This is a genomic window from Sphingobacterium sp. DR205 (assembly GCF_011064245.1).
Lineage (GTDB): Bacteria > Bacteroidota > Bacteroidia > Sphingobacteriales > Sphingobacteriaceae > Sphingobacterium > Sphingobacterium athyrii.
This window is the reverse complement of the sequence record NZ_CP049333.1, coordinates 1,822,802-1,848,561: the sequence shown is the minus strand read 5'-3', so window position 1 is coordinate 1,848,561 and position 25,760 is coordinate 1,822,802. Positions and strand designations below refer to the sequence as shown.

At 37.6% G+C, this 25,760-nt stretch carries 22 protein-coding genes; 6 read left to right on the top strand and 16 right to left on the bottom strand.

The window, feature by feature from the left end:
* Positions 1-6: 6 nt before the first annotated feature.
* The 3 genes from G6053_RS07775 to G6053_RS07765 all read right to left on the bottom strand — a co-directional run bounded on the left by G6053_RS07775 (position 7) and on the right by G6053_RS07765 (position 5,185).
* Positions 7-3,357 (bottom strand): SusC/RagA family TonB-linked outer membrane protein, encoded by a 3,351-nt coding sequence (locus G6053_RS07775; protein ID WP_165306060.1) that lies wholly within the window; start codon positions 3,355-3,357, stop codon positions 7-9.
* 79 nt (positions 3,358-3,436) lie between these two features.
* Positions 3,437-4,567 carry a FecR domain-containing protein gene (locus G6053_RS07770; RefSeq protein ID WP_165306059.1) on the bottom strand — a complete coding sequence of 377 codons (1,131 nt, stop codon included), beginning with the start codon at positions 4,565-4,567 and terminating at the stop codon, positions 3,437-3,439.
* A gap of 66 nt (positions 4,568-4,633) precedes the next feature.
* Positions 4,634-5,185 carry a sigma-70 family RNA polymerase sigma factor gene (locus tag G6053_RS07765; protein WP_165306058.1) on the bottom strand — a complete coding sequence of 184 codons (552 nt, stop codon included), beginning with the start codon at positions 5,183-5,185 and terminating at the stop codon, positions 4,634-4,636.
* A gap of 198 nt (positions 5,186-5,383) precedes the next feature.
* Here G6053_RS07765 and G6053_RS07760 point away from each other — a divergent pair, with 198 nt between their 5' ends.
* Positions 5,384-5,629, top strand: coding sequence for a hypothetical protein (locus G6053_RS07760; protein ID WP_165306057.1), 246 nt, complete (start codon positions 5,384-5,386; stop codon positions 5,627-5,629).
* A gap of 49 nt (positions 5,630-5,678) precedes the next feature.
* On the opposite strand, the gene G6053_RS07755 is transcribed toward G6053_RS07760, so the two are convergent.
* From G6053_RS07755 to G6053_RS07745, 3 genes are all read right to left on the bottom strand, one after another.
* The gene (locus G6053_RS07755; protein ID WP_165306056.1) at positions 5,679-7,112 is read right to left on the bottom strand and encodes a DUF4932 domain-containing protein; all 1,434 of its coding nucleotides are present in this window, start codon (positions 7,110-7,112) and stop codon (positions 5,679-5,681) included.
* A 321-nt stretch (positions 7,113-7,433) separates the two neighbouring features.
* A complete protein-coding gene (locus G6053_RS07750) occupies positions 7,434-8,996 on the bottom strand; it encodes a serine hydrolase (RefSeq protein WP_165306055.1) in 1,563 nt (520 codons plus the stop codon).
* Between the two features lie 70 nt (positions 8,997-9,066).
* Positions 9,067-9,876 carry a helix-turn-helix domain-containing protein gene (locus G6053_RS07745; protein WP_165306054.1) on the bottom strand — a complete coding sequence of 270 codons (810 nt, stop codon included), beginning with the start codon at positions 9,874-9,876 and terminating at the stop codon, positions 9,067-9,069.
* Positions 9,877-10,079: 203 nt separating this feature from the next.
* Here G6053_RS07745 and G6053_RS07740 point away from each other — a divergent pair, with 203 nt between their 5' ends.
* Entirely contained in the window at positions 10,080-10,283 is a 204-nt protein-coding gene (locus G6053_RS07740) for a hypothetical protein (RefSeq protein ID WP_165306053.1), read from the top strand.
* Here G6053_RS07740 and G6053_RS07735 read toward each other — a convergent pair.
* Entirely contained in the window at positions 10,260-10,544 is a 285-nt protein-coding gene (locus G6053_RS07735; protein ID WP_165306052.1) for a hypothetical protein, read from the bottom strand. The genes G6053_RS07740 and G6053_RS07735 overlap by 24 nt on opposite strands.
* Positions 10,545-10,795: 251 nt before the next feature.
* On the opposite strand from G6053_RS07735, the gene G6053_RS07730 reads away from it, so the two are divergent.
* Positions 10,796-11,110, top strand: coding sequence for a zf-TFIIB domain-containing protein (locus G6053_RS07730; RefSeq protein WP_108632628.1), 315 nt, complete (start codon positions 10,796-10,798; stop codon positions 11,108-11,110).
* Between the two features lie 322 nt (positions 11,111-11,432).
* Here the strand turns inward: G6053_RS07730 and G6053_RS07725 are convergent, their stop codons facing one another.
* Positions 11,433-11,753: an NAD(P)H-dependent oxidoreductase gene (locus tag G6053_RS07725; protein ID WP_165306051.1), complete on the bottom strand. Its 321-nt coding sequence runs from the start codon at positions 11,751-11,753 to the stop codon at positions 11,433-11,435.
* A 211-nt stretch (positions 11,754-11,964) separates the two neighbouring features.
* Here G6053_RS07725 and G6053_RS30580 point away from each other — a divergent pair, with 211 nt between their 5' ends.
* Entirely contained in the window at positions 11,965-12,567 is a 603-nt protein-coding gene (locus G6053_RS30580; RefSeq protein WP_206531887.1) for a hypothetical protein, read from the top strand.
* A 40-nt stretch (positions 12,568-12,607) separates the two neighbouring features.
* Here G6053_RS30580 and G6053_RS07715 read toward each other — a convergent pair whose 3' ends face one another.
* From G6053_RS07715 to G6053_RS07685, 7 genes are all read right to left on the bottom strand, one after another.
* Complete coding sequence (locus tag G6053_RS07715) at positions 12,608-13,054, bottom strand: hypothetical protein (RefSeq protein WP_165306050.1); 447 nt, start codon at positions 13,052-13,054, stop codon at positions 12,608-12,610.
* A 23-nt stretch (positions 13,055-13,077) separates the two neighbouring features.
* Positions 13,078-13,527, bottom strand: a complete 450-nt coding sequence (locus G6053_RS07710) for an Imm26 family immunity protein (RefSeq protein WP_165306049.1) — start codon at positions 13,525-13,527, stop codon at positions 13,078-13,080.
* Between the two features lie 194 nt (positions 13,528-13,721).
* A complete protein-coding gene (locus G6053_RS07705) occupies positions 13,722-15,572 on the bottom strand; it encodes a hypothetical protein (RefSeq protein ID WP_165306048.1) in 1,851 nt (616 codons plus the stop codon).
* Between the two features lie 104 nt (positions 15,573-15,676).
* Positions 15,677-16,078: a hypothetical protein gene (locus G6053_RS07700; protein WP_165306047.1), complete on the bottom strand. Its 402-nt coding sequence runs from the start codon at positions 16,076-16,078 to the stop codon at positions 15,677-15,679.
* Positions 16,059-17,618 (bottom strand): hypothetical protein, encoded by a 1,560-nt coding sequence (locus tag G6053_RS07695; protein WP_165306046.1) that lies wholly within the window; start codon positions 17,616-17,618, stop codon positions 16,059-16,061. The genes G6053_RS07700 and G6053_RS07695 overlap by 20 nt, the downstream gene beginning before the upstream one ends.
* Complete coding sequence (locus G6053_RS07690) at positions 17,605-19,056, bottom strand: fibronectin type III domain-containing protein (protein WP_165306045.1); 1,452 nt, start codon at positions 19,054-19,056, stop codon at positions 17,605-17,607. Before G6053_RS07690 ends, G6053_RS07695 begins: the two co-directional genes overlap by 14 nt.
* A gap of 509 nt (positions 19,057-19,565) precedes the next feature.
* Positions 19,566-21,923 (bottom strand): FtsX-like permease family protein, encoded by a 2,358-nt coding sequence (locus G6053_RS07685; RefSeq protein ID WP_165306044.1) that lies wholly within the window; start codon positions 21,921-21,923, stop codon positions 19,566-19,568.
* 726 nt (positions 21,924-22,649) lie between these two features.
* On the opposite strand from G6053_RS07685, the gene G6053_RS07680 reads away from it, so the two are divergent.
* Together G6053_RS07680 and G6053_RS07675 are read left to right on the top strand one after the other, a co-directional pair.
* Positions 22,650-23,942, top strand: coding sequence for a nucleoside hydrolase-like domain-containing protein (locus G6053_RS07680; RefSeq protein WP_165306043.1), 1,293 nt, complete (start codon positions 22,650-22,652; stop codon positions 23,940-23,942).
* A gap of 259 nt (positions 23,943-24,201) precedes the next feature.
* Positions 24,202-24,606 (top strand): DUF5367 domain-containing protein, encoded by a 405-nt coding sequence (locus G6053_RS07675; RefSeq protein WP_165306042.1) that lies wholly within the window; start codon positions 24,202-24,204, stop codon positions 24,604-24,606.
* Positions 24,607-24,619: 13 nt separating this feature from the next.
* Here the strand turns inward: G6053_RS07675 and G6053_RS07670 are convergent, their stop codons facing one another.
* The gene (locus G6053_RS07670) at positions 24,620-25,687 is read right to left on the bottom strand and encodes an SGNH/GDSL hydrolase family protein (RefSeq protein ID WP_165306041.1); all 1,068 of its coding nucleotides are present in this window, start codon (positions 25,685-25,687) and stop codon (positions 24,620-24,622) included.
* Between the last annotated feature and the right edge of the window lie 73 nt (positions 25,688-25,760).

The window sequence follows — 25,760 nt, the reverse complement described above, 5'->3', positions numbered from 1 at the left end:
TTAATGCTATTTAAAATTTAACTCTAGACCCATCGATACCGATTTCATTATTGGGTATCGCATGCCGTTATTTGAACCCAGTTCGGGATCCCAAAGCTTAAAATCGCTGATTGTTAACAAATTATTTCCACGTAGGAATATTCTAAAATTTCGGATGGAAAGATGATCTAGCAATTTTGGCGGTAAGCTATATCCGACCTCAACATTGCGCAAACGAACAAAGCTCATATCGCGTAACCACCAAGTAGATGCCAGATTGTTATTGGCACTTTGGTAATCCGACAACCGTGGGTAAAAAACATCCTGGCTGGGGTTGCTCACAGTCCATCTGTCTGAAACATTGTCAAATATATTCCCCATGGCACCATTGGCACTTCCGGGAATAAAATTAGAACCACCGATAATGCGATAGGTCCGCGAAATCCCCTGGAAAAAGAAGCCAAAATCAATGGCCTTGTACCGCAGGTTGGAGCCAAAACCGAATACGATCTGTGGATCTTCGGTACCGCCAATTGCTGTTCTGTCAAGTGCATCGACGACTCCATCATTATTCAGGTCGCGGTAGCGGATATCGCCGGGGCGCACCGGCCCGAAGGTATGCCGTGGGATATCTGGACGTAGTGTACCATTGGACACATCTGAAAAATCAGCATCAGTAAACAGTCCCTCATCAATAAAGCCAAACAGCTGCCCAATCGGCCTGCCGGTAGAGGAACGTGTGCTTCCCACTACTGCAATAGGCTCATCTTGCTCTAGAATCTTATTACGGGCATAGGTAAAGGTGCTACGCACGGAAAGGAACAAATTTGGATTCAACTGCTTGTTCAACTCAAGTGACATATCTATACCTTTATTGTTGACGCGCCCAAAATTTGCCCATGGTGCATTGGTAAAACCACTGGAACCGGGAATGGAGCGGCGCTGCATAAAAATGTCTTCGCGATTCTCATTAAATAAATCAAGCTGGAATTCTAATGCTCGCCATAATCCAAGTTCGACACCAATATTGGATTTGGCGACTGTCTCCCAAGTAAGGTTACTATTCCCCTGATCGCCTTCCATACGGCCCGCACGCTTAAAGTCGTTGTTTAAGCCCCAGGAGTAACCACCGGTCTCATTAATGGTCGTAATATAAGCGAACCGACGGCCATCAAGCTTGTCGTTACCGACAAGTCCATACGAACCGCGAAGTTTGAGTTTGGAGATCGTACTTTTCAGCTGTTCCATAAATGGTTCTTCGGATATGTACCACCCCAAGGCAAAGGAAGGAAAGAAACCGTAGCGTTTGCCGGGAGCAAAGTTTTCGGATCCGTTATAACCAAAGTTGAACTCAGCGATATACCTATTGTTATAGTTGTAGGAAAATCTGCTGGCTATTCCTTGATTCCGATAAGGCAACAGATCACCGTTATCGTAGTTACGCTGATTGTACAGGAACATACCTTCTACATTGTGATTGCCAAAAGACTGGGTATAGTTGATGGCTCCTTCGAGGTACATGCTTTTATCGCCCCAGTCTGAGTTTTTCTCATAACCTAAAAACTCTTGGCCATAGCTGTCAATCACAAGCTGTAATTTCCCATTTTCGTCCCGACCGATGGCTGGATTATAATAATCCGGACTTTTACTCCTTACAACGGACGTGTTTGAATACCTGTCGAACGAGAAAAGCCCCCTTGCTTTTAATCCCTTGAGCCAAAACGAAAGATCCTGCTCTACAGCAAATAAGGATTCAATTTTGCTTGCGCTGATGCGTTCATAGCCACGTTGCGTTGCCAAAGCCCAGGGATTTGTACGCTGTGGCGTACGTGGTATCTCACCTGAAGAATAAATGGTGGGATGGACATATGGAGGAATCGTAAATGCTTCCTGAAATAGGTCATCCACACTTTGGGGCGCACGGGTCCGATCCTGCAGATAGCCTCCAATATTGAGCCGGAAGAGCGTGGTCGGACTTACATTAATATCCACATTGGAGCGTACATTATAACGGTTCAAACGGGAGGAAGAATTCCAGGCTTGTTTCTCATCACGTTCGATCAGACCACCCTCGCGATAATAGGAGGTAACCAAAGAATAACGCAAGATATCCGACCCCCCATTGACGCTCACGTTCCCTCTTGAATTCCCAGCACGATCGCGGAGTACTGCATCGAGCCAGTTGACATCTGGATAAAGATCTGGATCAGTTTGGTTCCGGATATTTTCGATTCGCTCTTTAGAATATAATCCCTGTTCACCTCGCTCCTCCCGGATACTGTTCATAATCTCCAGATAATCAGCAGCCCCAACAAATTTAGGGAGCTGGATGGGAGATGTGATGCCCTGCTCAAAACGGGCAGAAACACTAGGCTTTCCCACCTTACCCCTTTTGGTGTTGATCAGGATCACACCATTTGCGCCACGAACACCATAGACCGCACTTGCTGCGGCATCTTTTAAGATCGAAAATGACTCGATCTCTTCGGGATCCATATTGTCCAACGAACGTTCTACTCCATCGACAAGAATCAATGGGCTGCGGCTTCCCCCGAAAGTGCTGATACCACGTATCCAAAAATTCGAATTATCATAACCCGGTTCGCCGGAGCGCTGTACCGCGATGATGCCCGCCAGTTGTCCAGCAAGATTATTGCTCATGGAACGGGAAGTTCCAATCTGCAATCGTTTGGGTTCAATAGTCGTGATTGCCCCTACCACAGAAGCTCGCCGTTGTGTACCAAAACCGACGACGACAACTTCATCTAGCGCGCTAACGCTGTCGGCGAGCACTACAGTATAATCTCCACTTGCCTTAAGCGCCACGCGTTGACTTACATAGCCGACCAAACTCACTATAAAATAGCTATCCTGACGGTCCAATTTGAGCGTAAACTGACCATCCTCATCGGTAGAAGTTGTGTTTTTACCCTGGCCGCTGCTCACGGTTGCCCTGGCGAGGGCAATCTGGCGCTGGTTGACCACACGACCAACCACTACACGCTCCTCCTGTGCTGTAGCTTGCCTGGCATAACGCTTTATGATGATCGTATTGTCGTTTATGGTATAAGAGGCTTTTAAAGTTGAAAAAATTCGATCCAGAACCACCTTTATCGGCTGATCTTTGAACGTCATTGAAATACGTTTGGAATCGTCAATATCGTTTGGCGAATAAATAAATTTTAACCCCGTTTTGGAATTTAGCTCTTTAAATACCTGCTTTACTGGAAGGTTATTAAAATCTAGGGTAATGTTTTTTTGGACATCAAAGAATGGCCTGGCAGAACTAAATAACCAGACAAGACAGCCAAAAAAAAGACATAAAAAGTTTGGCGCAAACTTAATTTGTTTGCGGGATGTCATAAGTAATTTATACATTTGAAAATTGATTAATAGTTGATCATTATCCAAAGCCTTTACGGCACGATTAGGAATGTAGCAGCATTCCTAATTTTTTTTACGGATTTGCCTGTGTTACATATATCTTTCCTTTCTTTTCTGAATAGTTTATATTATTGGTCATTTTAATGATATTTAGGACTTCCCGAATATCTTCGTATCTGCTTATCATACCCGTAATCGGTAGATTTGCGATAGCTGGCTCAATATTAATCTCAGCTCCATACCACTGTTCAAATTCAAGTACGACATCCGCAAAGTTTTCATTGTCGAAATAAAATAAGCCTTTTCGCCAAGCATTGGCTTTTTCGATGTTCTTGGACTGGATCAGTAAGATCTTCGGTTTATCTTTCTGTATAAAAGCCTGTTGACCGGGCTTAATCAGCACTTGCGTGCCGTAGTGATTGTGTGTAAGTCGGATACTGCCTTCGCTCAACAGCACATTTTCTTCTAAGCCGTTGGAGGTATTAACGTTGAATTTGGTACCGAGAACTTCAATAGTCTGTAAGGAGGAGTGAACCAAAAAGGGAACTTTCCGTCCCATAGCATACTGCTTATGCACATCAAAGAAAATCTCTCCCCTAACATGTACAGAGCGGTTGCTCTTATTGAAGCTGGGATCAAGCTCTAGTGATGCCATATAGTTGAGCCACACCTGTGTACTGTCGTCCAACAAAACTGAAAAGACCCCTCGCGAAGGATTCTCAATCCGTAGTTTACTGTTACCGGCCGTTTGGGCGAGTGTGCCAAGTGCAAGTACTTTTTCCTCGTTTATCGTCGTGTAATGACTGCCTGGAGGCAATGTATCCAATAGATCAAAATGTTCTTGACTGCCGACGAATAAGGATGGGTTTTGGAGATTTGCCTGTTTCGGCCTGTCAGTGGTATTGTAATGGTCGATAATCCGATAAGATATATATATACCCAGCACCACAAATAGACTTGCGGCTGCGTACCAGGCTGTATGTAGACGGAAAGCAGATACCCGGGGTTTTCCAATGTGCTGCTGCACCCCTGCTTTGATTTCTTCACCGATACGCGCTAGATCGTCAGTCTCAGATTTACCTCTGTCCATGGCATCATACAGATGTTCGACAAGCTTTTGCTCCTTGTGATTCGCACTCCCCGAAATATATCGATCGAGAAGATCTTTTAAAACTGCACGAACATGACGTTTCCTTTCAGACATATCAAATGGTTTATAATGGTCCCTTTCCTATATGTCGTTGTCACCCCTGGTAATTCCCAAAAAAAATTAAAAAAACATGAAAAGAATTTTGTGTATCAGATCTTTTAACGTGTTTGTTGTATTGAGCAATTGATTTTGAACGGTTTTGGTAGATATTCCAAGCAATTTAGCGATCTCCTTGACCGTTTTATCTTCGTTGTACCGCAATTGGAATATCGCTCTACGTTTGTGTGGCATACGTTCGATCCATCCGTTGAGCATTGTCTGGAGCTCATGTTGTATATACCGCCCGTCGGCAGTTGATCCGTCACTCAACTCTTCGACCAATGTTTCCAGTTCGTCAAAATACTTTTTCTCTTTTCTAAACTTATCGATCACTTTAAAACGCACAGCTTGACAAAGATAATGGTCTATATCTTGGATAGTTTTGCGATCACGTTTCTCCCATAAGTCAATGTATATATCTTGAACAATTTCTTTTGCGACATTTTCGTCTTGTAGCCTTCGAACAGCGATTCCATACAACTTCTTCCAGCTACGATGATAAAGTTCGTCAAATGCGCCTTCATTTGATTCTTTCACCAAAAGAAAAAGATCCTCTAGACTCATACTACGCATAGCTAACGATTTATAATGTTCCGAAATTTTAGTGGCTTAAAATTGATGAATGCAATATATAAATTCTGAGGGGAACTTCCTATAAAAGTTATACATTCAACAGAACTTATAAAGCTATTAAATAGTTTTAGCTCGGTATCGAACACGCTTGATTATTATCGCACCACCTCCCCTCAAGTATAGGATATATATTTGAATATGGTACTATCCCTTACATCAGACAACGTGTATAAGCTATACAATATTGATCTTTCTCAAAAGACAGAAGCAATTGCTCCGCTCCAGCAAAAGCACATCAACGCTATACTGCCTGGGACAATGCATACCATGTTGACACAAAAAACAGATTTGTTAATAGCCATGATTTCCGATTTCCTTGATTTGGAATCTTATATCGGGATAAAAAGAAAAGATTTGATGCACAATACCGTATCCGTTACTTAAAATCGAATAGTGTTCCGTCCTGATAATGATTCAAGCGGTTTCATCAGTATTACTTTGTACTGAATTTTAGGTAATGGTCTTTCATCGGTATCCCATCTGCAGTCCGGAATGCATTCCTTGTAATAATAATCTCATAGGTTTTGTTTGGTTCCAATTCCCAATCTATAAGCACGGATTTCTTATCTGGGGAATAGCGATGGCCTTTTATTATCGGAAAACTTTCTTTGGAAATTCCCCTAAATGACCGTCCCTGTCCCAATAGGGGCTTGTCGAAATTTATCTTCAGCTCACCTAACATGCTGCTGACATTTGTTTGTCCATCCTGAATTCCATCAAAAGAAATGATTTTTGGCCTTCTTTCTTCAAAGGTTGCATCTAACGAAGAAATATCTGCGGCATAGGATTGATAGGCCTTTGCAAGTACTGGCATGTAGTTCTCCAAAGTAGGATATCTGTCTCGCTGACGGTCAAAGTTATCAAGTTCATCAACGAGTTGTTCAATCCAAAGAAATCCCCTATCGAGTTGTTCATTAGTTTCCTTTGAGATCTCTTCGGAGCTAAAATGATGATCTTTTTGATATTTAATAACCGCAGCTCGAACCAATGCCTCATTCAGCATCGTTTGCCAGCTACCGTATGCCTGTCGGTTCATTTTTTCCTTCACGGCGCTATATAATTTTTCGCCGCTGTCTCTAAAAATTGTGGTGTCTTTTTCTAATAAATAATTAACAAAGGAGTGGTTAAACTCATGAAGTAATGTGGGGAAATAATGCTGTAACGGAAATTGCGCCATACCAAGACTATCCATACTCCATGTCCCCATAATAGCATAAACTTCCTTATGCCCCGCTGGATTCTTAATGGCTACTCCATAGTTACCACCACCATTCCCCAAACCATTCACAATCAAAAACTTTTCGGAGGGTTTCTTACCGTAGAATTTAGGATACCAGTCCAATTCAATATGTTCGTAAATTGGAAGAAAGCGCTTTTGTACCTCATTGTACAGTGCCCTGTTATCTTGAAAAAACCGTTTACTATTACTGTCTTTGTAAAACTTCTTTAAAAGTGCAACAAATTGAAGAGCATTAGTTCTGCTCCATCTTCTGTCCAGGGTTTCGTCGATATTTTTTTGCTTAAGATTGAACTTGTCATCTAGATGTATGGCCATACTCATCACGGCATCATAGCCTATGCCATTTTCATTTTTAATCTTATTGACAAAAGTGATCAATTCGTGTTCTTCAAAAGGGCCATAGTGTTCATTGATCCGATCAACGTAACGCTTGAAAACGTCTGAATTATACTCTCGATTGCCCGCAAGCCTAAATACAATACTTAGCATCTCGATACGCTCATCAACTTTGGGCCTATCCATAATTTGATTACGCTGTCCATAGGTCAACATAAATGACAAACTGAATAGTATAATCAATACATATTTATAAGTCTTTTCGAACATATTCGAGATACGTTTTACCATTGTTTATTAATTGTATATTTTTAATGGAGATGCCAAATGGTCTGCCAAAAAAATAACACTCTATTTATCAACACACTAAGAACACCCCCCTTTTTTAATACTGACCGTTATTGAACACTAGCCGTTCAGTATTGAACAGGCTGCCTGCCGTCTTCTATATTCCTTTTTGCTATCACTTAAGTCCCATAATTCAGCAGTAAAATTAATGCAAGCAAAGTCAGAGAAGAATATGAGGGTTGGGTTAATTTAAAAACACGCTTACCGTAGTCAAAAATAACCTTTTAAGTTTACTAGAAACGATTATTTACTAGAATAACTCCTTTAATCTATTCGTTTTAAATCCAGATCTTGGAAGTCGAAACTAAAATCAATGGAAGGTGATATTCCTTTCATTTTAAATGATTGGGCTTTACCTTTTTTACCATAAGAAAACATTACAAAAGCATCACAATTCATATCGTGATAATCCCATTTCACGGCAAATGTATTTTTGTCATAAAAGAACATGCGACCACTTAATTTTGGCGAACGCAAACTCCTGATCCTAAGATCACCATTCTTCTCATAAATCTCTATGCGTCCAAACCATTTATCGTTATACATACCGATTAAATTCTGACGATTATATTTGATATTGCTTACAGAATCTACTTGTGCCCAAGCTTTTTTGGTTACCGCATCTGTTGCACTTATGTTGCGCGAGAGATTTCGGGCTCTGTTGTCGATCCACTCCGCATCATCCAAGCCGAAATAACTGTCAATAATTGCTCTAGTAACAGCAAATGCCAGCCCCCCGCCCCCACTTTCAGTATTGGTTAAAACAACAATCCCTAACTTCATATCCGGTACCAACATCACCTGTGACAACATTCCGGGTAATCCGCCGGTATGCATAGCAGTAAGATGGCCTCTCATATCATTTATCAACCAACCTAATCCATATCCGTTAAATTGCGTGTGATATCTTTCCGAAATATAGTTGGGTAGAACCGTTTGAATCGTCCACATTTTTCCGCTGCTGGAGGAACTAAATAATAATGTTTTTGGATCAGCACCATAGCGTCCCTTATTAAGCTGTGTTAACATCCATTTTGACATGTCTGACACATTTGAATATATTCCGCCGGCTGGTCCAATCATCCCAATATTGAAACGGTCTATCTTTTTCAATTCACCTGTTGCAGCAGAATGCGGTGCTGCCAGATTTTTGACATCCTGAATATTTGAATCTCCGACAAATGAAGAATTCATCTGCAACGGACTGAAAATTCGTTTTTGAATAAATTCTTCATAACTCATCTTGCTCACCCTTGCGATAATTTCTCCGGCAATGATGTATAGTAAATTGTCATAATTGTATTCTGTCCGGAATGAAGAAACTGGTTTGAAATGTTGGAAAATACCAAACAGATCTTTCACTGTGAAGTCAGCTCCATCGGGAATAAATGTTAAATCTCCTGCCCCAAGTCCAAGACCGCTACGATGAGTCAGTAAATCAACGATATTAAAATTATCGGTTACATACTCATTATACATTTTAAACTCGGGAATATGATCTTTTACTTTATCCTCCCATGTTATCTTTCCTTCATCTACTAATATTGCAAGTGCAGCAGCGGTGAAAGCCTTAGTGTTCGATGCAATTTGGAAATTGGTATATTCTGTTACTTTTTCTTTCGTAGTAATTGAAGCAATACCATAACCTTTTTGGTGTATCACTTGTCCATCTTTCACAACTGCAATCGAGGCCCCTGCGACATTCAATTTAACCAAAGCTTCTTCCATAAGCGAATCGATCTTTTGAGAAGATAATTGGGAGAAAAGCGGAAGTGCTATCAATAACAATACTATTAATAAGGCAAACTCAGATACTCTTTTTTTCATGATTTAATTGTCAAAATGTAGCTTAAAGTAACAATGAAAAAAACACTAAAAATTGTAAAAATGTTACCCACTATATAAAACGCCAAATATTCTTTATTTCGATATCTACATTTTTAAAGAAAGAATTCGGACTCGATTTAGTAAGAGCCTTAAAATCTTTTACAAAGTGGGGCTGATCGTAGAATTCGTTTTGATAGGACAATTCCGTTAAATTTCTAACTCTTCCTTTGCTATTTATTGTATTCCTAAACCTAAATATTTTTCGGTAATCCATGGGTGATTTTCCAAGATGTTTGTAAACCATCTTGTAAAGATGCTTTCTTGAAATATTGTTCTTTTGGGCAATGTCTGCAATCTTCATATTAGATTCAAGATCAACTAAAATATCTTCGATTTTACTAAAATCTTTGACTGTAAACTTCGACAGCCAATAAGCTTCTAGTTTGTTTCGCTGAAATTGTCTATCGGTAATATTAAAAATACGCTTCATTTCCCCCTCAAAATCGTCAAAATGAGATACAAATTCCACTGGCTGCATTGAAGAAAACATGGTCTCCAAGTTGTTCACAAAGCGATTTATTCCAAGCGGCTTAAAATAAATAGTTATCTCTCTAATGGGCCGTTCGTAATGTATTGTTATTGGCGTGGTATAATTATAAATCAAGCTGGCATAGATATTCTTTTTTGCTGAAGGGACAATCGAGATTTGATTTTCACTAAATGTAACGTTTGAATCAGAATTTATTGAAACGATGGCGTAGTTATTAGGGAAGGTAAAATATTCTTCAACTTCTTCCGACTCATCATCAGCAATGAAATAGTAGCCCTCAATGTATTTCCTTAACGTTTCATTTTCTGGTATATAAAACTGTAGTTTCAATTGACGTTTTGTTTAGTAATAACGAATAGTAGGTTAGTTTTCTGCCACGTTGTATGGAGAACAACTCAAATATAGTATACACCGCTAATTGGGTTTTCTATCATGGTGATCCCTGATACGTTGCTCAACATGGATAATCGTATAAATCTACAATAAAATACGTTCTTAATTTAATCGGTATCTTCATTATTTAATTTCAGTAAATGGGCGCTGTGATTGCATCGCACATTTCGACCCTAATCTCCCCTATCCTAATGGCCTATCCCGAAGCAGATATCTATCAAGTATCTGAAAATGGAATAAAGCTGATTGCATACCAGGATACTGAACAGTATAAACTGATGAAGTATTTTATGAATAATCATGAACGGATGTTATCCGAACTAGGATTTGATCTGATCCTTTAACGTTGGACAAGAACCTACAAAGAACAATAGCCGAGGTGAATTACCATATCCATACGGGCCCACTCGATCAGATGCCAGTTTTAAATTAAACTGGGTTTTCAATTCATTGACCAACGTTTCGCTTGTCAATAAGCCCATCGGATTTCGGGACCTCACATCAGATAGCCCTTCAGATTTTTTCACTGAACCAGTGGCGTTAACAGCTGCTAAATTTTTTGATGCATGGGGAGTTTTTCGAACACATAATTGTTCCGAAGCCATTTTTTTATGATATCAGTTCGATTGAACGTAGTATTATTAAGTTTCTTTAATATTCGGAAAATAAAGCGTTAAAAAAACTTTCAGATTCAAACCCAACTAGCGTATAAGCCTGATGTTATTATTCATCGCTTATATAATTCCGAAAATTGATAACTGAAATCACTACGTTAAAAATTGCTAAATAATAGAGGGACAAGACTATTGGTTTTATAATTTTAATTATATTGTAAGTTCATTAATATTCAAAAAATATGAAATGTCCAAACTGTAACGAAACACTACTGATGACGGAACGTCACCGAATTGAAATTGATTATTGCCCAAACTGCAGAGGAATATGGCTGGATAAAGGAGAACTGGATAAATTGCTGGAACAAGCCAGCAATAATATGGACAACAGTAGCCAAGCTCACAATAAAGATGTTAGCGATTACAATAAGTACGAAAGAGAAAACTATCAATCAAAGCAATCCTACCGCGAAAATGACCACTATACGGACAATCACAAATATCCACATGGGCGAAAAAAGAAATCTTTTCTCTCCGATCTCTTTGATTTTGACTAAAAAGAGTCTAAAAGAGTTTGCCATTAATAGATGATTCAGAACAAAGAAAGTAAGTACAAACATAACTGTCTGAATGATAAATACAGGGTAAAGTAGATCTCCTTCGGCATAGCAATATCCAAAACTTACAATCGGTACTGGAAATGTAAATACAAGTCCAACAACAAACCATTCGCTATAAAACGTATCGTCAAATGGGATAAATCCGGCAGGATAGTCATATCGGAAGCCCAGAAATAGATAAATCCACATCTTATTAAATGTGGATTTATTATTTATCCTAAGCCTGTTGTGGAGATTTTGATATCATTGACCAATTAGATCAGGCGATAGCGGCTTCAATTTCTCCCGTCGCCAATAACATATTTTCGTCCTTAAGCCCAGGCAACATCGTACCCTCTGTCTTGAAGACCTCTACATCTGATATCCCGATAAATCCAAAGAAAGTGCGAAGATACATTTCCATATTATCCACGATTCCATTGTCATAGATACCGCCAACCGCAAAGTTAAGATAGACCTTTTTATTTTTAAGAAGTCCTTTTACATGACCATCAGCATACGAAAATGTCTTTCCAGCAATCGAAATATGGTCAATCCAGGATTTCAATGTCGAAGGGATACTAAAATTAGTTGCAGTCACCAGTAGCTTTCCTTGTCAAACAACTAATTTGGCTTAATAAGCCATATATCCTCTCATCGGACGATTATTATATTTTCTTTTCAAAAATTTATTAATTTAGCTATGGCTCGTAGCATTGTCCAAGGTTTGTGTTAAATTGAACTTTTAGTCCAATTTAGCACAAACTATTGCCAAGCTGTGAACCGTTACCCATACTACTCAATCGACCGATATGACAAAATACTTTCCCGAAATACTAACCAATGAAAAAATTAACGACAGACACATTGAGTTTCGCAATGCGTTATTTGATTTAGACAAAAATGTAATCAGCGTAGAAAATTCACACTACCTGACAAATATTTACTACTCCACCAAACAACTTGACATTAGAAATAAGATTTTAAAACTTTTGTATGACTTTAATTTTGCGACATTGAAAGAATTCTTTGCAAATGCTTACAAGAAAGAACGATATTTAGATATGAAAATCTATGCTTTGCGTGGGCTTTCAAATTTTATGGAAGAGAAAGAGATTGCTAAACTGCTTGATAAGTTTAATCAAACATTAGCAAAAAGGCAAGAAACGACACCATATAATTACCAAGAATACGAATTATTAAGAGGGAAAAACGCTTTGCCTTTTTTAGTCGAAAAATTTGGATATAGCTGTTTCAAAGAAACCTTGGAACAAGTGAATAAACAATATGATGCAATGCCAGATGCATTCAAAGGACATTTTACGACAGACGAAAACGGAGAAAGTGTCATGCTGAGAAAACCGGAAGAAACTAAAATTATGATGGATAAATTTTGGGAAAACGCAAGAAAGTAATACACAAAATGATACTGCTGATAGTAAAGGTTTGCTATCATCAATTAGAAAAGCTATTCCACAACTCAACTATTAATGCCTTTGCAAATATCTTTAATTCTATCTCGCTATAAAAACCTATATAGTACAACGATCGTCCAAAACTATCAAACTCAGCTAGCTCATTGCCATTTTCAAACCGACCTCGATACAACAAGTCAATAGTCCTAAATTCCTCAGAAACATCTTTGTCAAAAACAAATAGGCATGTATCCATAACGGCATCAATAAACACTACATCAACTAGATTATAGTTAACATCAGTTTCTAGATTGACACGTTTAAAAGTAAGGCGAAATTCGTTATATGCTGCATTGTATACCAATTTAATGCAGTCATAGTCGTTATGTAGATCAAGATGAGCATCATCCAAATCTACCGGTATAATATTTTTAAATAATTCAGATTTTGGTAAAATAATCTTCCTCTTTATTATTGCGCTAGCCATGTACCTACAAAGGATAATAAAACCTATCTCAACATCAATCCCAAAAGGTACATATTAGGTTTTCCATCATAGTGATCCCTGATACGTTGCTCAACATGGATCGCATTCCAAGTCGCCAATCTTTCAAGTCCAAAACATTCAGACTTAGTCACTTGATTTCTTATACCATTATAATCGATCCAACATAAGTCATCATTACCTATTTCCTGCACGAAAAAAGGAGTTGCAATTTTGAATTTCTCCTCCAGCGGCTTAATAGCCAAAACTTTCCATCTTTTAGAAGTTATAGCAGCCCAGCCAACATGAATGGAAAATAGAATATTCTTTTCTAATAGCACATCCAAGTCAATATCTTCCTTTGATGATTGGAAATCAAAGAAAACAAAAATATAATCTTCAATGATTCTTCCGAATACATAATAATCCTCTAAATCGACAACAAAATATGTTCCTAATTTAATTGGTATTTTCATTAATTTCCTCCTATTTAAATGGATGTAAATTTTCAAATCACCATACGACGGATATTCCAGGACGCCACTTTCATATGAACAGCTTACGGACGATGTAATCGAATAAATCTTCTAGAAGAAGCAGCATCGAACTCTTAGTTTTTTTTGGGGGAAATCATTGAAGTAGATATATCCTTTTTTAGAGTCACGGTGCATTAATAATAAAATACAAGGCCATCTCTCTTCGTTGTAATCTCCTTTAATTGATCATAGTCCATTCCCAAGCATTGATACAATGAAAAAACTACGCCTGATCGCATTGAATAGATTTCATCAGGAAGTTTCCCTAAATAGGTGCCATTTAAAATAACATTGTTCACATTTTTTAATGCACAGATTTGTACAGGAAACTTCTCCAGTTTGCTATAATTGAAATCTAGCTTTAGTAAACCATCCAATTGTCCAAAACTGTTTGGAAAATGAGTTATCGAAGATGCTCGCGCATTAATTTCCTTGAGTTTTTTGAGCTGTCCAAATGTTTCTGGAAGGCTGCTCAATTTACTATTTTCCATATTGAGGTAGGATAGATTTGTCAAGCCGCCAAATTCATCCGGAAGCTTCTCTACGGAAGGGGACAGCCAAAGATCTTCTAAATTTTTCAAATTGCCTATTGAGGTTGGTAAGGTCTTAAACTTACCGCCTACTAACCAGAATCTAAGATTGGACAAATTTCCAATATTATCAGGAATCGATTGCAGAGTTTCCCCCTGAATCCAAAGTTGCTTTAAGCTTTTTAAATTACCAAAAGATTGTGGCAAGGTCTGAAGCCTACTTTCTCCATAAATTTCCAAAGTGTCCAACTTAGTCAAATTATCGATATCCGAAGGTAAGGTAACTGGTGATGATCCAGGATAAACAAAATTGAAACGTGCAAACCTCAAATTACGGCATTGACTCAAACTTGAAGGTATATAGGCTTGCTGCGCTAGAATTTCCGTAGAAACCAGTTTCGTCAGATTACCAAAATCCTTAGGTATCTGGGTAACAAAACAGTCAAAATGCTTTAGGTTTGCCAGTTTGCCCAACGTACCATTGAAATCTATATTGCCGACATATCGCATAATAAGAGTTTCCAGCGACTTTAAATTCCCGAAAGTTTTTGGCAATACCACAGTATACCCCAGATCAGGGCTTCGCATTGGTGTCAGGTGAAATGATTTCAGTTTGGTCAGATTTCCAAAATTCTCAGGGATGGTAAGGTAATAGCCAACTCTGTCTAAACTGAGTTCTTCAAGGGCAAGATAATGATCGCCAAAAATAGTGGGGACGTCTTTCAATGAAGATCCACCTAAAATAAGCTTCCTTAGATATTTAAAGGCTTTAAGTGCCGGAAAGAAATCTGGTTCATTAAAACGATGTGCAATACCAGAAGCCTGCATATTTATTTCGATAATATGTCCGTCCTTATCCTCGATAACACGTCCGCCCCGGCCCATCTGAAGTTCACTTAACGCTTCGTTTTCTTGATAGTCTCCTGTCTGAACCTTTTTTGTAAACTGATAACTTTTTCCGGCGTAACTCATCGTATAGGTAACCTCATAGTTCGTATTGGCATAACCATGCAACTCGATGGTAGGGTTTTCTTCTACGGGTCTTGCCCAACCATCGTGGTATGTGCTATTTAAGTGACCATAGGGTTTATCGATAGACCATTTTCCTTTATATTTTGGATCAACAGCAAAGTGCAGAATTGTCTTGAAAGAGGCCGGAGTATTTTCTTGAATTTCAATATTAAGTTCTGGAATTTTAATTATTACATCTACTATACGGGTAGTTCCTGCATTTGTGACTGACCAGGTTAAGTGGTATTCTTCACCAGGTAATCCTTTAAAAAACGAATTGGGATTATTGGGATCTTCAATTTTCACATAATCTTCGACAATCTTGCCCTTTTCGATATTCCATGTACCAGTCTCTCCTTTCTGCAAGGGGCTACCTTTAAGCTGCACTGTGAATTCGTCATATAGTTCACCTGGATCGGCTTTGGGTTCATATACTGTTTTCAAAACGTCTTGATACTCCGTTTTGGAGCAAGCAACGAAAAAAAGGCTTCCAAAAAAAATACACAGAAATAAGTATCGGAATAGTGTGGACTTATGATACATGGCTGCTAGGGTTGAGTTGTAAAATTAAAAATTGCTGAGCGTGCAGTATTGCCATTACTATCGTAAACAATTAATTGATAATAGAATTTTTTGTTTTTTTCCAGAGGCGAAAAAAACACACCATATCTACTATTACTTTGGCTGACAGCATCATAAACCTTTCCACCAGTCTGTTTATACATGACAGCAAGATCTTCATGCACATACACCTCCACCTTACTATATGAATATGGAGCGAGTACAAAAGACAGTATATACTGGCCTCTGTCTAAAACAACTTTATTTTGCGTGTCTGCAAAAGCATCTATTTCATTGTACACGATAGCATCCTTTTTGCAGGAACTGATCAGGAATAATAGAATCCCTAAAAACCAACTTACATTGATTTTATTGAATGGACATTTCATAAATCGAACCTTCTAAAAAGTTTAAATCAGCGTTGAGGTAATATTTATCTTTATAGGTGAACATACCTCCAAAATACATATGATTTGCATTATTACTTAAATGCACGCGACTAAGCGTATTTTTTGCCACATTGTAAAGCATATAATTATTAACATCAAGCGCTAGCAATATATCATCCTTATAATTTATGACACCTGCTGGTGCATAGGGATAGGTTTGATTGGCCGTTCCGGCACGGTATAATTCAGTGAGTTTAAAGTTATTGGCATCAACAGCATAAATGGTGAGTGTGTACCCGATATTGAAACCTTGGTCAAACACATTTGTGACACCAAGTGCATATAATTTACCTTTGACAGAAACAAAGCAATCACTGGAAAATTTGATATCGAAAGTGGCGATCTCTTCAAATTTATCCTTAACTGGATTATACTTGGCAACGATATTTTTTATACCACGCGAATTCAATGTCAATGTGTAGGTTTGATAGACAGCATTGTTATGGACAAAAATCCCGAGATTGCTATAGCCGTGCGCTTCCTTTATTTGAGGCCGTCCAAAAAAGTATCTAGAAAATTCACGTTTATCGACCTGGAAAGACTGACAAAACAACTCATAGCCATTGAAAGGATCAGGCTCCAGTGAAGGTAAGATATGGCTCACTGGTTGCGCAAGAAAAAATATCCTATTACCTAAGGTCACTGACTTTGGAGGAATAACCCCGATCGTATCGGGAATATGAGCAATATTTTGCAATCGGCTCGTTTCAGGATCAAAGTGCGAAACCGAATTATCCCAAAAATAATAGATCTGGTCATTGCAGACGGATGGATAATTAGTTCTCCAGTTCGTCTTTTTCAGTCCAATGGCCAATATCTTACCGATATAGATAAAATCAATCGCCTGGCCAATGATCTCTTTCTCTTTATAAATTACACGCAACATATAATTGCCGTCCCCATAGGGGTAATAACCCGTCAGGTTGATCTGGTAGGTTCCATTTTTCGTCGCGATGGGATAGTCCATATGGAGCGTATCCATTCCAAACAGAAATTTGATATCCCTTAGATTGATATTATTAAGGTTTTTCCCTTCTACCACAGTACTGAACCGGCCATTCTCATCGTACTCTGCCTTTGTAGTTGGCCAAAAGAGCGTAAAATCTTCGGGGAACAAAGCGGTGGTCGTTATTTCTTTTTTTTGCTCAGATTCAACTATATTACCATTATATTCAATAAAAGGGATCAGAATATACGTAGATTCAGGATCCAGCTCGTCTAATGTCAGACGAAATATATCTCCAGTACGGAAGGCTTCGATGGTTTTTCCTTGACTGGGATTATCTTTTTTATAGTACCTGACGCCAGATTTTGTATATCCAAGACTGGAAATTTGATAGGTCATTGAAATTTTTTTATCCCTAATACTAACAATAGCCTCGTTGATAATTTGTGGCGTAATTTCAATTTTTTCGGTCTTACAGGCTCCTATAAAAATAATCAGCCCCAATAGACAAATGTATTTGCTAAAGTTGCCCATCTGCCTTTGTTTTAATATAAATGAAATTAGAATTCTCATAAGACCATGTCTGTATATAATAGAAAAACAAATTGTACGAATTATCGACATTTTGAGTCACATTTTTGAACATATGCATTTCCAACTGAGGATATTTTAGCGTCGAAAGGAGCTTAAGATCAGTGTCATACTTATTTATGATACCATATGTCGCTATTCCACTGCCTTCTTCCTGCCCATATACCACGATATGGTTGTCCTGATCAAAAAAAGCGCCTGCAGGCTTCAGGTTGACATATTCATTTAATTTTGCTTTGACGTCACCATTCTTATCAAATTTGATATACCTTAACGAATAGGAATAAAAGTCAAAGCCCCATATGTAAAAAATATCATTTTTATCCTTCAACAAAATAGGCATATGGTATTGGCGTTCGTAATCACCGGAAATCTTCCCATCAAATTCAAATGTGGCCAATACATTACCCTCACGATCTGCTTTTTGAACCTTAATTTTTGTTGCTTCCGAATCGAGTAAACTATAATAGATTCGCTGCTCATTGTCAAATTGAATGGAAGAAATTCCTGCAATACTGTTCTTACGTTTCCAAACAGTTTTAAAATCATTGGCAGTTATTTTTAATAGTTCTCCTCCAGCCGTTCCCAAAATAATATTTTGAGATGCATCAAATTGCGCTGCCGAAACATAGTCATTCGGAGACAAATCGATCGTAGTGGGTTTATCCGTTTTCAGTACACCTTTATTTCGATCAATAACATAGATATCATGTTTAACAATAATGATGGCTTCATCCTCTTTCGAAGGCAACAATACATGTGGTGGCAAATCAAAATAACCTAGGTCCTGGATCAGACGGTACCATACAATTTGACCCTTATTATTCGTACGGTATACGATCATTTTAAAATTGGTCTCTCCGCCTTCGTGCTGCAAAAATGTACAGATCAAATGCCCGCCATCCGCCAAGAGACGGATGCTATTATTGCCCGTAAGACGAGACTGTGTATGAATTTTATATTCGACATATATGCCTAGATCAATCGAGCCTCCCCCTACTGTCCTAGCATCTATTTTTTGCTCTTGTGTTACACCTCCCTCCGAACTTGCTACGACACGGATTTTATAATTTTTATTAGCTTGAAGATTGATCAAGCTGTATTTTGTAATGCTAAGGTCCTTGACTACAAGTTTGTCGTCTGCGTAAATCGCGTAGGAAACTGGTTTAAAATGGGAACTGATTACCTTATCCCAAGATAACTCTATAAGATCTTTGCTGGCAGCGCTTACAACAAGATTTAAGGCATTTAATTTTTCGGCTTTTTCTATGTATTCATCAGGCTTGTTAACAATATTTTCTTTTTTTGAACACCCCCAAACCAATAAAAGAAGAAATAAGAAAAATAGCTGACCACAATGACTAAAAGTTACTCTTTTCATAAAAATAAGTTGCTCTTCAAATATATTAAAAGATCATATCAATTATTTATTTATTTTTCAAAATATTTCTTTGGTATCTAATCCTTTAGCCATTCCGCTTCCGCCAACTACTTTTATACTTTAGGATAACTTTTTCCAAAAACAGATATATCTGTATTTAACTGCAAAAGGCTCATTATTATAATTACCTTTAGCTCCATCTGCAAAAGTAATGACAGCCAAATCTTCTATGATGTTCACTGCTTCACCTTTGGGGATGATTTCGTTTATATCCTAAACTGTAACTTCGAGCTTATAGTGGTATTAAGTAGAAGAATAAGGATGGAAGTTATCGTTAATGAGAAAAACCAATAAAGCTATATTATGACGCTAGTTGTAAAAATATAACCCAATTCTAAACCCCTCGAATTCGACGGGTTTAGAAAACAAGCTGGTTTAAATAGCTTTATAATGGCTCCAAATCGCTGGATGGAAAACCTATGTAATTGGTATCGTATCCAAAGCCTTATTTACTCATCCCTCAAGCTATTCACTGGATTTGCCAAAGCCGCTTTTATGGACTGATAACTAACTGATAGGAAGGCTATAAAAATTGCGCTTAACCCTGTAATAAAAAATATATTCCAACTTATGTTTGTCTTATAATCAAACTTTGATAAAAATTTATCCATCAACCAATAAGCAATTGGAAAGGCTACAACACAAGAAATCAGAATTAAATAAATAAATTCTTTGGACAATAGGTTAGTTACAGATAATATAGAGGCTCCTAATACCTTTCGGATTCCAATTTCTTTGGTTCTATTTTCAGCCATATATGCCGATAAACCAAATAATCCTAAACAGGAAATAAATATTGTTAATCCTGTGAATAGATTTGCTAATAATCCTAACGTTTTCGTCTCCTCAAATTTCTGCGCATAGGCTTCATCAACAAATTTGAATTCAAAAGGGTAATCAGGGTTATATTTTTTAAATATTTCTTCTGTTTTCTTCAAAGCCTCTTGCGTAGGTAGCTGAGGATGGAATCTAATATTAGTAAATGCTGACCAACCATATGCTCCTTCAATAACCATAGGTGTTATTGAACCAAATGGGGATTCTTGAATATAATCCTTAATGACACCGATGATATGCCAATCTCTGCCTTCGTCGTGAACAATCTGTCCAATGGGGTCGTTAAAATTCATTTCTTTTGCCGCAGATTCATTAAGTATCATCGCAGAGGAGTCAGTTGGGAATTTTTGAAGATCAAAATCCCGCCCAGTAATTAGGGTAAGACCAAAGGTTGTTATGAAATCTTCATCCGTAGAAATTCGATTAAATTGGGTTGTATTGTCAATTGGTTTGCCTTCCCATTCCATTATATTTCCACTCCAATTTTCAGTAATTGGGCTTTTACTCCGAGATACAGATGTAGCTATGCCTTGATCTAATAACTCCTTTTTTATTTTGGAATAGTTTTTTTTCAAATCTCCATCATCATTGATGTAAATAAGTTTTTCTTTGTCAAATCCTGATTCTCGATGTAGGCCGTGTTGGATTTGTTTTGCTGCAATAATTGAAATCAGGATGAAAACGATGGCCATAGTAAATTGGAAAACCACTAATATTTTTCGAGCATTCATCCCTCCAGCAATTTTTTGTAAACCTCCCTTTAAAATCCGAGTAGGTTTAAAAGAAGAAAGAAAAAATGCTGGGTAACTACCAGCGAGTACCCCAGTGAATAATGAGAATAAAAAAATAGAAATCCATAAATAAGGGGATTTTAAATTAAAACTCAGCTGAGTGCCAATCAAGTCATTAAAATATGGAAGTATTATTAGAAGTAGGATTACTGCTATAAAACTTGCAATAAAAGACATGATTAAAGCCTCAACTAAAAATTGGGTTATCAAACTGCTTTTAGTCGCTCCCACTACCTTCCTTACCCCTACTTCTTTTGCTCTTTTCTCACTCTGAGCAGTACTCAGATTCATGAAATTAATACATGCAATTAGTAGAATAATGCCTGCTATAGATAAAAAAATAATGACCAGATCAACCCTCCCTCCAATTGCAATTCCATTTTCAAATTTATTATATAACCAGCTTTGGGAAATTGCTTGCAGATAAACCTCATTTTTAGTATCTCCGTGTTGCTGGTAAAACCCCTTTATTTTGTTTTGAAAGTCTATAAAATTTACACCTTCATTAAGTTCGATAAAGGTTTGTGTCGAATTGTTTCCCCAATTCTGGTCTGACCAGCCTATTTTTTCAAGAAATTTCCATGACAGAAAGTAATTATGATTTCTAAATCTTGAATTAGATGGAATATCCTTTAAAACTCCTGAAACTGAAAGCATCTCTGTACTATCAATTCTAATCATTTTACCTACAACATCGGTGGATCCAAATATTGACTTTGCGAGTTTTTCGGTAAGCACAATTTCAGAAGGACTTTTTAATATAGTTGTTTTATCTCCTGATAAAAGAGGAAGCTCAAACATCTCAATAAACGACTGATCAACAAATGCACCATTCCCCGGCTTCAATTTCTTGTCACCGACGGTCATCAAAAAGTTCTTGCTAAATTCTAGTCGTGAAATACTAGCAATCTCTGGAAATGCTCCCGAAGCTGCAGGACCAAAAGGCTTAGGAGTAGAAAAATAGACTCTTGTAATGCCGTCTAATATGCCTTTATTCCCAACAACGTAAAGCTGGTCCGTTTTTTTATAAATACGATCATAACTTATTTGATTGTATGCCCAAAGCATAATGAGAAAAGATGAAGCCATTCCAATGGCCAATCCTATAATATTTATCGCGGTAAAGCCCTTATTCTTCTGAAGATTACGGAAGGCAATTTTTATGTAGTTGGTCAACATAAGGTGAAATTGAGATTCTAGTACTAATTATGATGTTTCAATTCGTCTGCCAATTTTATAAACAACTTAATATCAGAATAATAAAAGTTTATAGTTAAATAGAATTGTTCAATTCCGAACATTTTTTTTGTTCAAAACTGAACAGAAACCTATAGCGTTCCTTTTTTCAGCTCGTGTAAAAGTAAGTATGAAAAACACATAATTGGAAAGACGGAGACTTTTTCAATTCTGATTGACTTCGAAATAGAAACACTGAATACCTAGATATTTGGAAAAGCATTTATACCCCACTTTCTATTCATGGCGAATTCATCATGAATAAAAGTCAGGCAAGACTTACCGGTTATAAAATCAGTATTTAAAAATTGGGTTGAGAAGACAAATGCCATCGGCTTAAAAGCGAACGTAGGACGTTAGAAACAAGGAAACAGTATACGGAAATACGGGCTATAACCATTTAATCTGTCTCAAAAATAAACGCAGAGGTAAATAACGAAATCATTTGCATCTGTACTACCGATTATCGTGTGGCATAGCCCCCATTTGCAAAAATAGTCTGTGAATAATATAAGTAACCAGTAAAGATGATTACGACAGAAAATGTTCAATAACAAATTTTACTGACGAACTCAATTTTAATAATTAGGTATTAAGTTATGGCAAGATAAAATAAAAATGATATATTTGATCAAAGCAACCGATTGCATAAAACTAAAGTATTGTACAATGAAGCCTCATATCTTTTTAATTGTGATGCTGCTGACCTTGTCTGGGATCACGTTAGGGCAGAAACCTACTCCCATAAAGCCCCGTGTTCTAATTAGTACAGACATTGGTGGCACAGATCCAGATGACAATCAATCCATCATTCATCTATTTATGTATAGCGATAGATTTAATCTTGAAGGCTTGGTCTCCTCACCCTCATACGGAGAGGGAAGTAAAGAGGAGATATTACGAATGATCAACCTCTATGAGAAAGACTTCCCTAAATTAATCAAACATCAGAAAAACTTGGCTACTCCACAATTGCTGAGATCAATCACAAAACAAGGGGCAAAGGGCGCTACGGCCTTTAAGGGTTATTTATCTTCCACCGAAGGTTCCAACTGGATTATAAAAAGAGCAAAAAAGAAAAGTAAAGATCCACTATGGGTACTAGTTTGGGGTGGCTTGGATGATCTGGCTCAAGCCTTGCACGATGCACCCGAAATTCAGAAAAATATTAAAGTATTTTGGATCGGCGGTCCTAATAAAAAATGGAGCGCAAATAGTTATGCCTATATCGTAGCTAATTTTCCAGATCTTTGGTTTATTGAAAGTAATTCCTCTTATTATGGATTCTTCTCGAAGAATACTGAAAACGATATTTCTAACAAAAATTATTATAATAATTTTATTAAAGAGGCAGGTTTTTTGGGCAAAGACTTTCGTGCAAATCGTTATAATGGAAATGTAAAAATGGGTGATACTCCATCCCTCCTTTACATGATGGATGGAGATCCCAATAATCCGCAGAAAGAAAGCTGGGGTGGCAGCTATGAAAAATTCACACGAAGTCCTCGTGAAGTATTTGAAAGAAATCTAACGATTAATGATACAGTCGCAGTTTTCTCAATTGTAGAATTAAGGTTTAAAGGGCCCAAAACCGACATCAACAAAGACAAGCCCTGCTTCAAAATGGTTGTAAAAGCAAAAATCGGAGAGCAAAGCTGGGATGGCTTCTATATTGGAGATGGTAATTATGCAGTACGTTATATCCCTAAACAAACTGAAACTATAAACTATGAGATAAGATCCGATATCCAAGATTTAAAAGGTCACTCCGGACAGTTTTTCGTCAGCAATGTTTGGCCAGGGAAGAAAAATGATACGGATTATTTATTAGGTTCCAATTATTACACAGATAAGCAAGCCCCTGATTTGTACGACGAAAAATGGCAGGGCGGTAAAACTGTCCTAAAATGGCGTAGTGATGTCCTGAGAGACTGGGCAGAGAGATGGAAATGGTTGCAGTAGGCCTCTTGAACAGGAGATCAACTTCTATCGCTGAACGAATATTTACGTAAATTACTTGTAATCGAACTAAAAGATATTCTAGAGGCGGAAACAACTTTTAAAAAGTTAAAAAATAAGCAAAGCAGCCAACGAGCAACAAGCATTCGATGAATATTATAGGTAACTAAAGGACAGATCATACAACTTAAAAAAGTATTCATTTTTTGGAAATTATAGCAATCTAATTTAGTGATTATTACCTTTGTTCAAAATTTTGAAAATGAAAAAAACGTTTGTTTTACCAGTTCTTGCAGTAGGATTTTTAATTTGGTTTTTGGCAACGTTGGCTTTCCGTTTTGCGGGGCAGTTCTTTTTTATCACAGATTCAGCAGCCATACTTACTAGTTTATATATAAGTGTAATCCCTGCATTGATTTTGATTTCAGTCCTAACTTTTAAAAGATTTAAACTTTCAGGTCTTGAAATTATAGTCGCTGGCGTACTATTGGTATTACCAGGAATGGTTCTCGATACGTTCGTTATTCAATTTTTTGAACAGATCTACCCCAACATGCCGTCAAGCCAAGCTGCAACATTTGGTTCTTGGCTCATGTGGGCATATAGCGTGGTATTATTGACATCAATCTTTATTGGGTTGCGACAAAAAAATCTTAACAGGGAGTAAAAAAATGCGAGCGCTAAAGAATAGCCTCTACTTTAGCACCGATTATTTTTAGCATCCTTTCAAATCCGACATCTGTCGGATGGGTACCGTCAACGGTTCCTTCCGAATCATCGCCTATTAAATGGTCGGTTGGCAAGTAGTACAAATCTTTATATCCGGCTTGCAGCAGTTTTTCATATTGTAACCTAAAATTCTTATTCTGCTCAATCAATCTTGCTTTCCACTTCAAATTGTAATTGCTTATCTGCCGTGTGATACTTTCTATGAGCAATATGGGGACCTTCGGATGAGATTTACGAAGCCGCGCTACGAAATTAAAGGTCCTTTCTTTCACCTGCTCTGGACTGCTATTTGGAACACAATCCATGATAATCAAATCTATAGAACCGATCTCGCTCAGCATATCAGCTACCTCAGACTCCATACGGGCATTACCACTGACTCCCATGTTAATTACATTGGCATTCAACCTACGCCCTAATTGAGCCGGATAAGCTAAGCCTGGACGGCTTGCCGAAGCGCCATGAACAATACTAGAGCCATAAACCACCACAGTTTTATTAAAGTACTGCCTAGTGGCTACAAAGGATGCTTTCTCATCAATAATCACGTCAAAATCCGCTAATTCTTTGTACAAGGGAAAATAAAGAAGAAATTCTTTTTCGGTTGTGGCCATATCTTCGACCAATATAGCCTTACTTTCTGCATTCTTGAGATCTGGACGGGCCACTCCCGCAAAGCACCAGCCGGTTACCTCTCTTACATATACATCAAATCCCCGTGACATAATCGGAGTTGAATTATTGCCCAGTTCCGCATCGACAGTCTTCCATCTCAGCGATAATTTGCTGGTATTACTCTTAAAAGTAACAAACATTCCTGTCGCATGTGTATACAATTTCTTTACGGCAGCAGGGAGTTCTCTATACTTTAATGTGTCTACCCTGTGAAATTTTGGGGTATTTTCAAAAGGCCTTCCTTGAATCTCAAATTTAGAAGCAGGAATAATTTGTTGTGCGTAAATAGAAAATGAACCACAAATAAGGATGAGTAAGAGAAGAGTACTGATCTTTTTTTTCATTGCACTTTAAATTACTATTAACAGAAATCATAATTGGTTTAATCATTGCCTTATCAACGCTTGAAACGGCTGT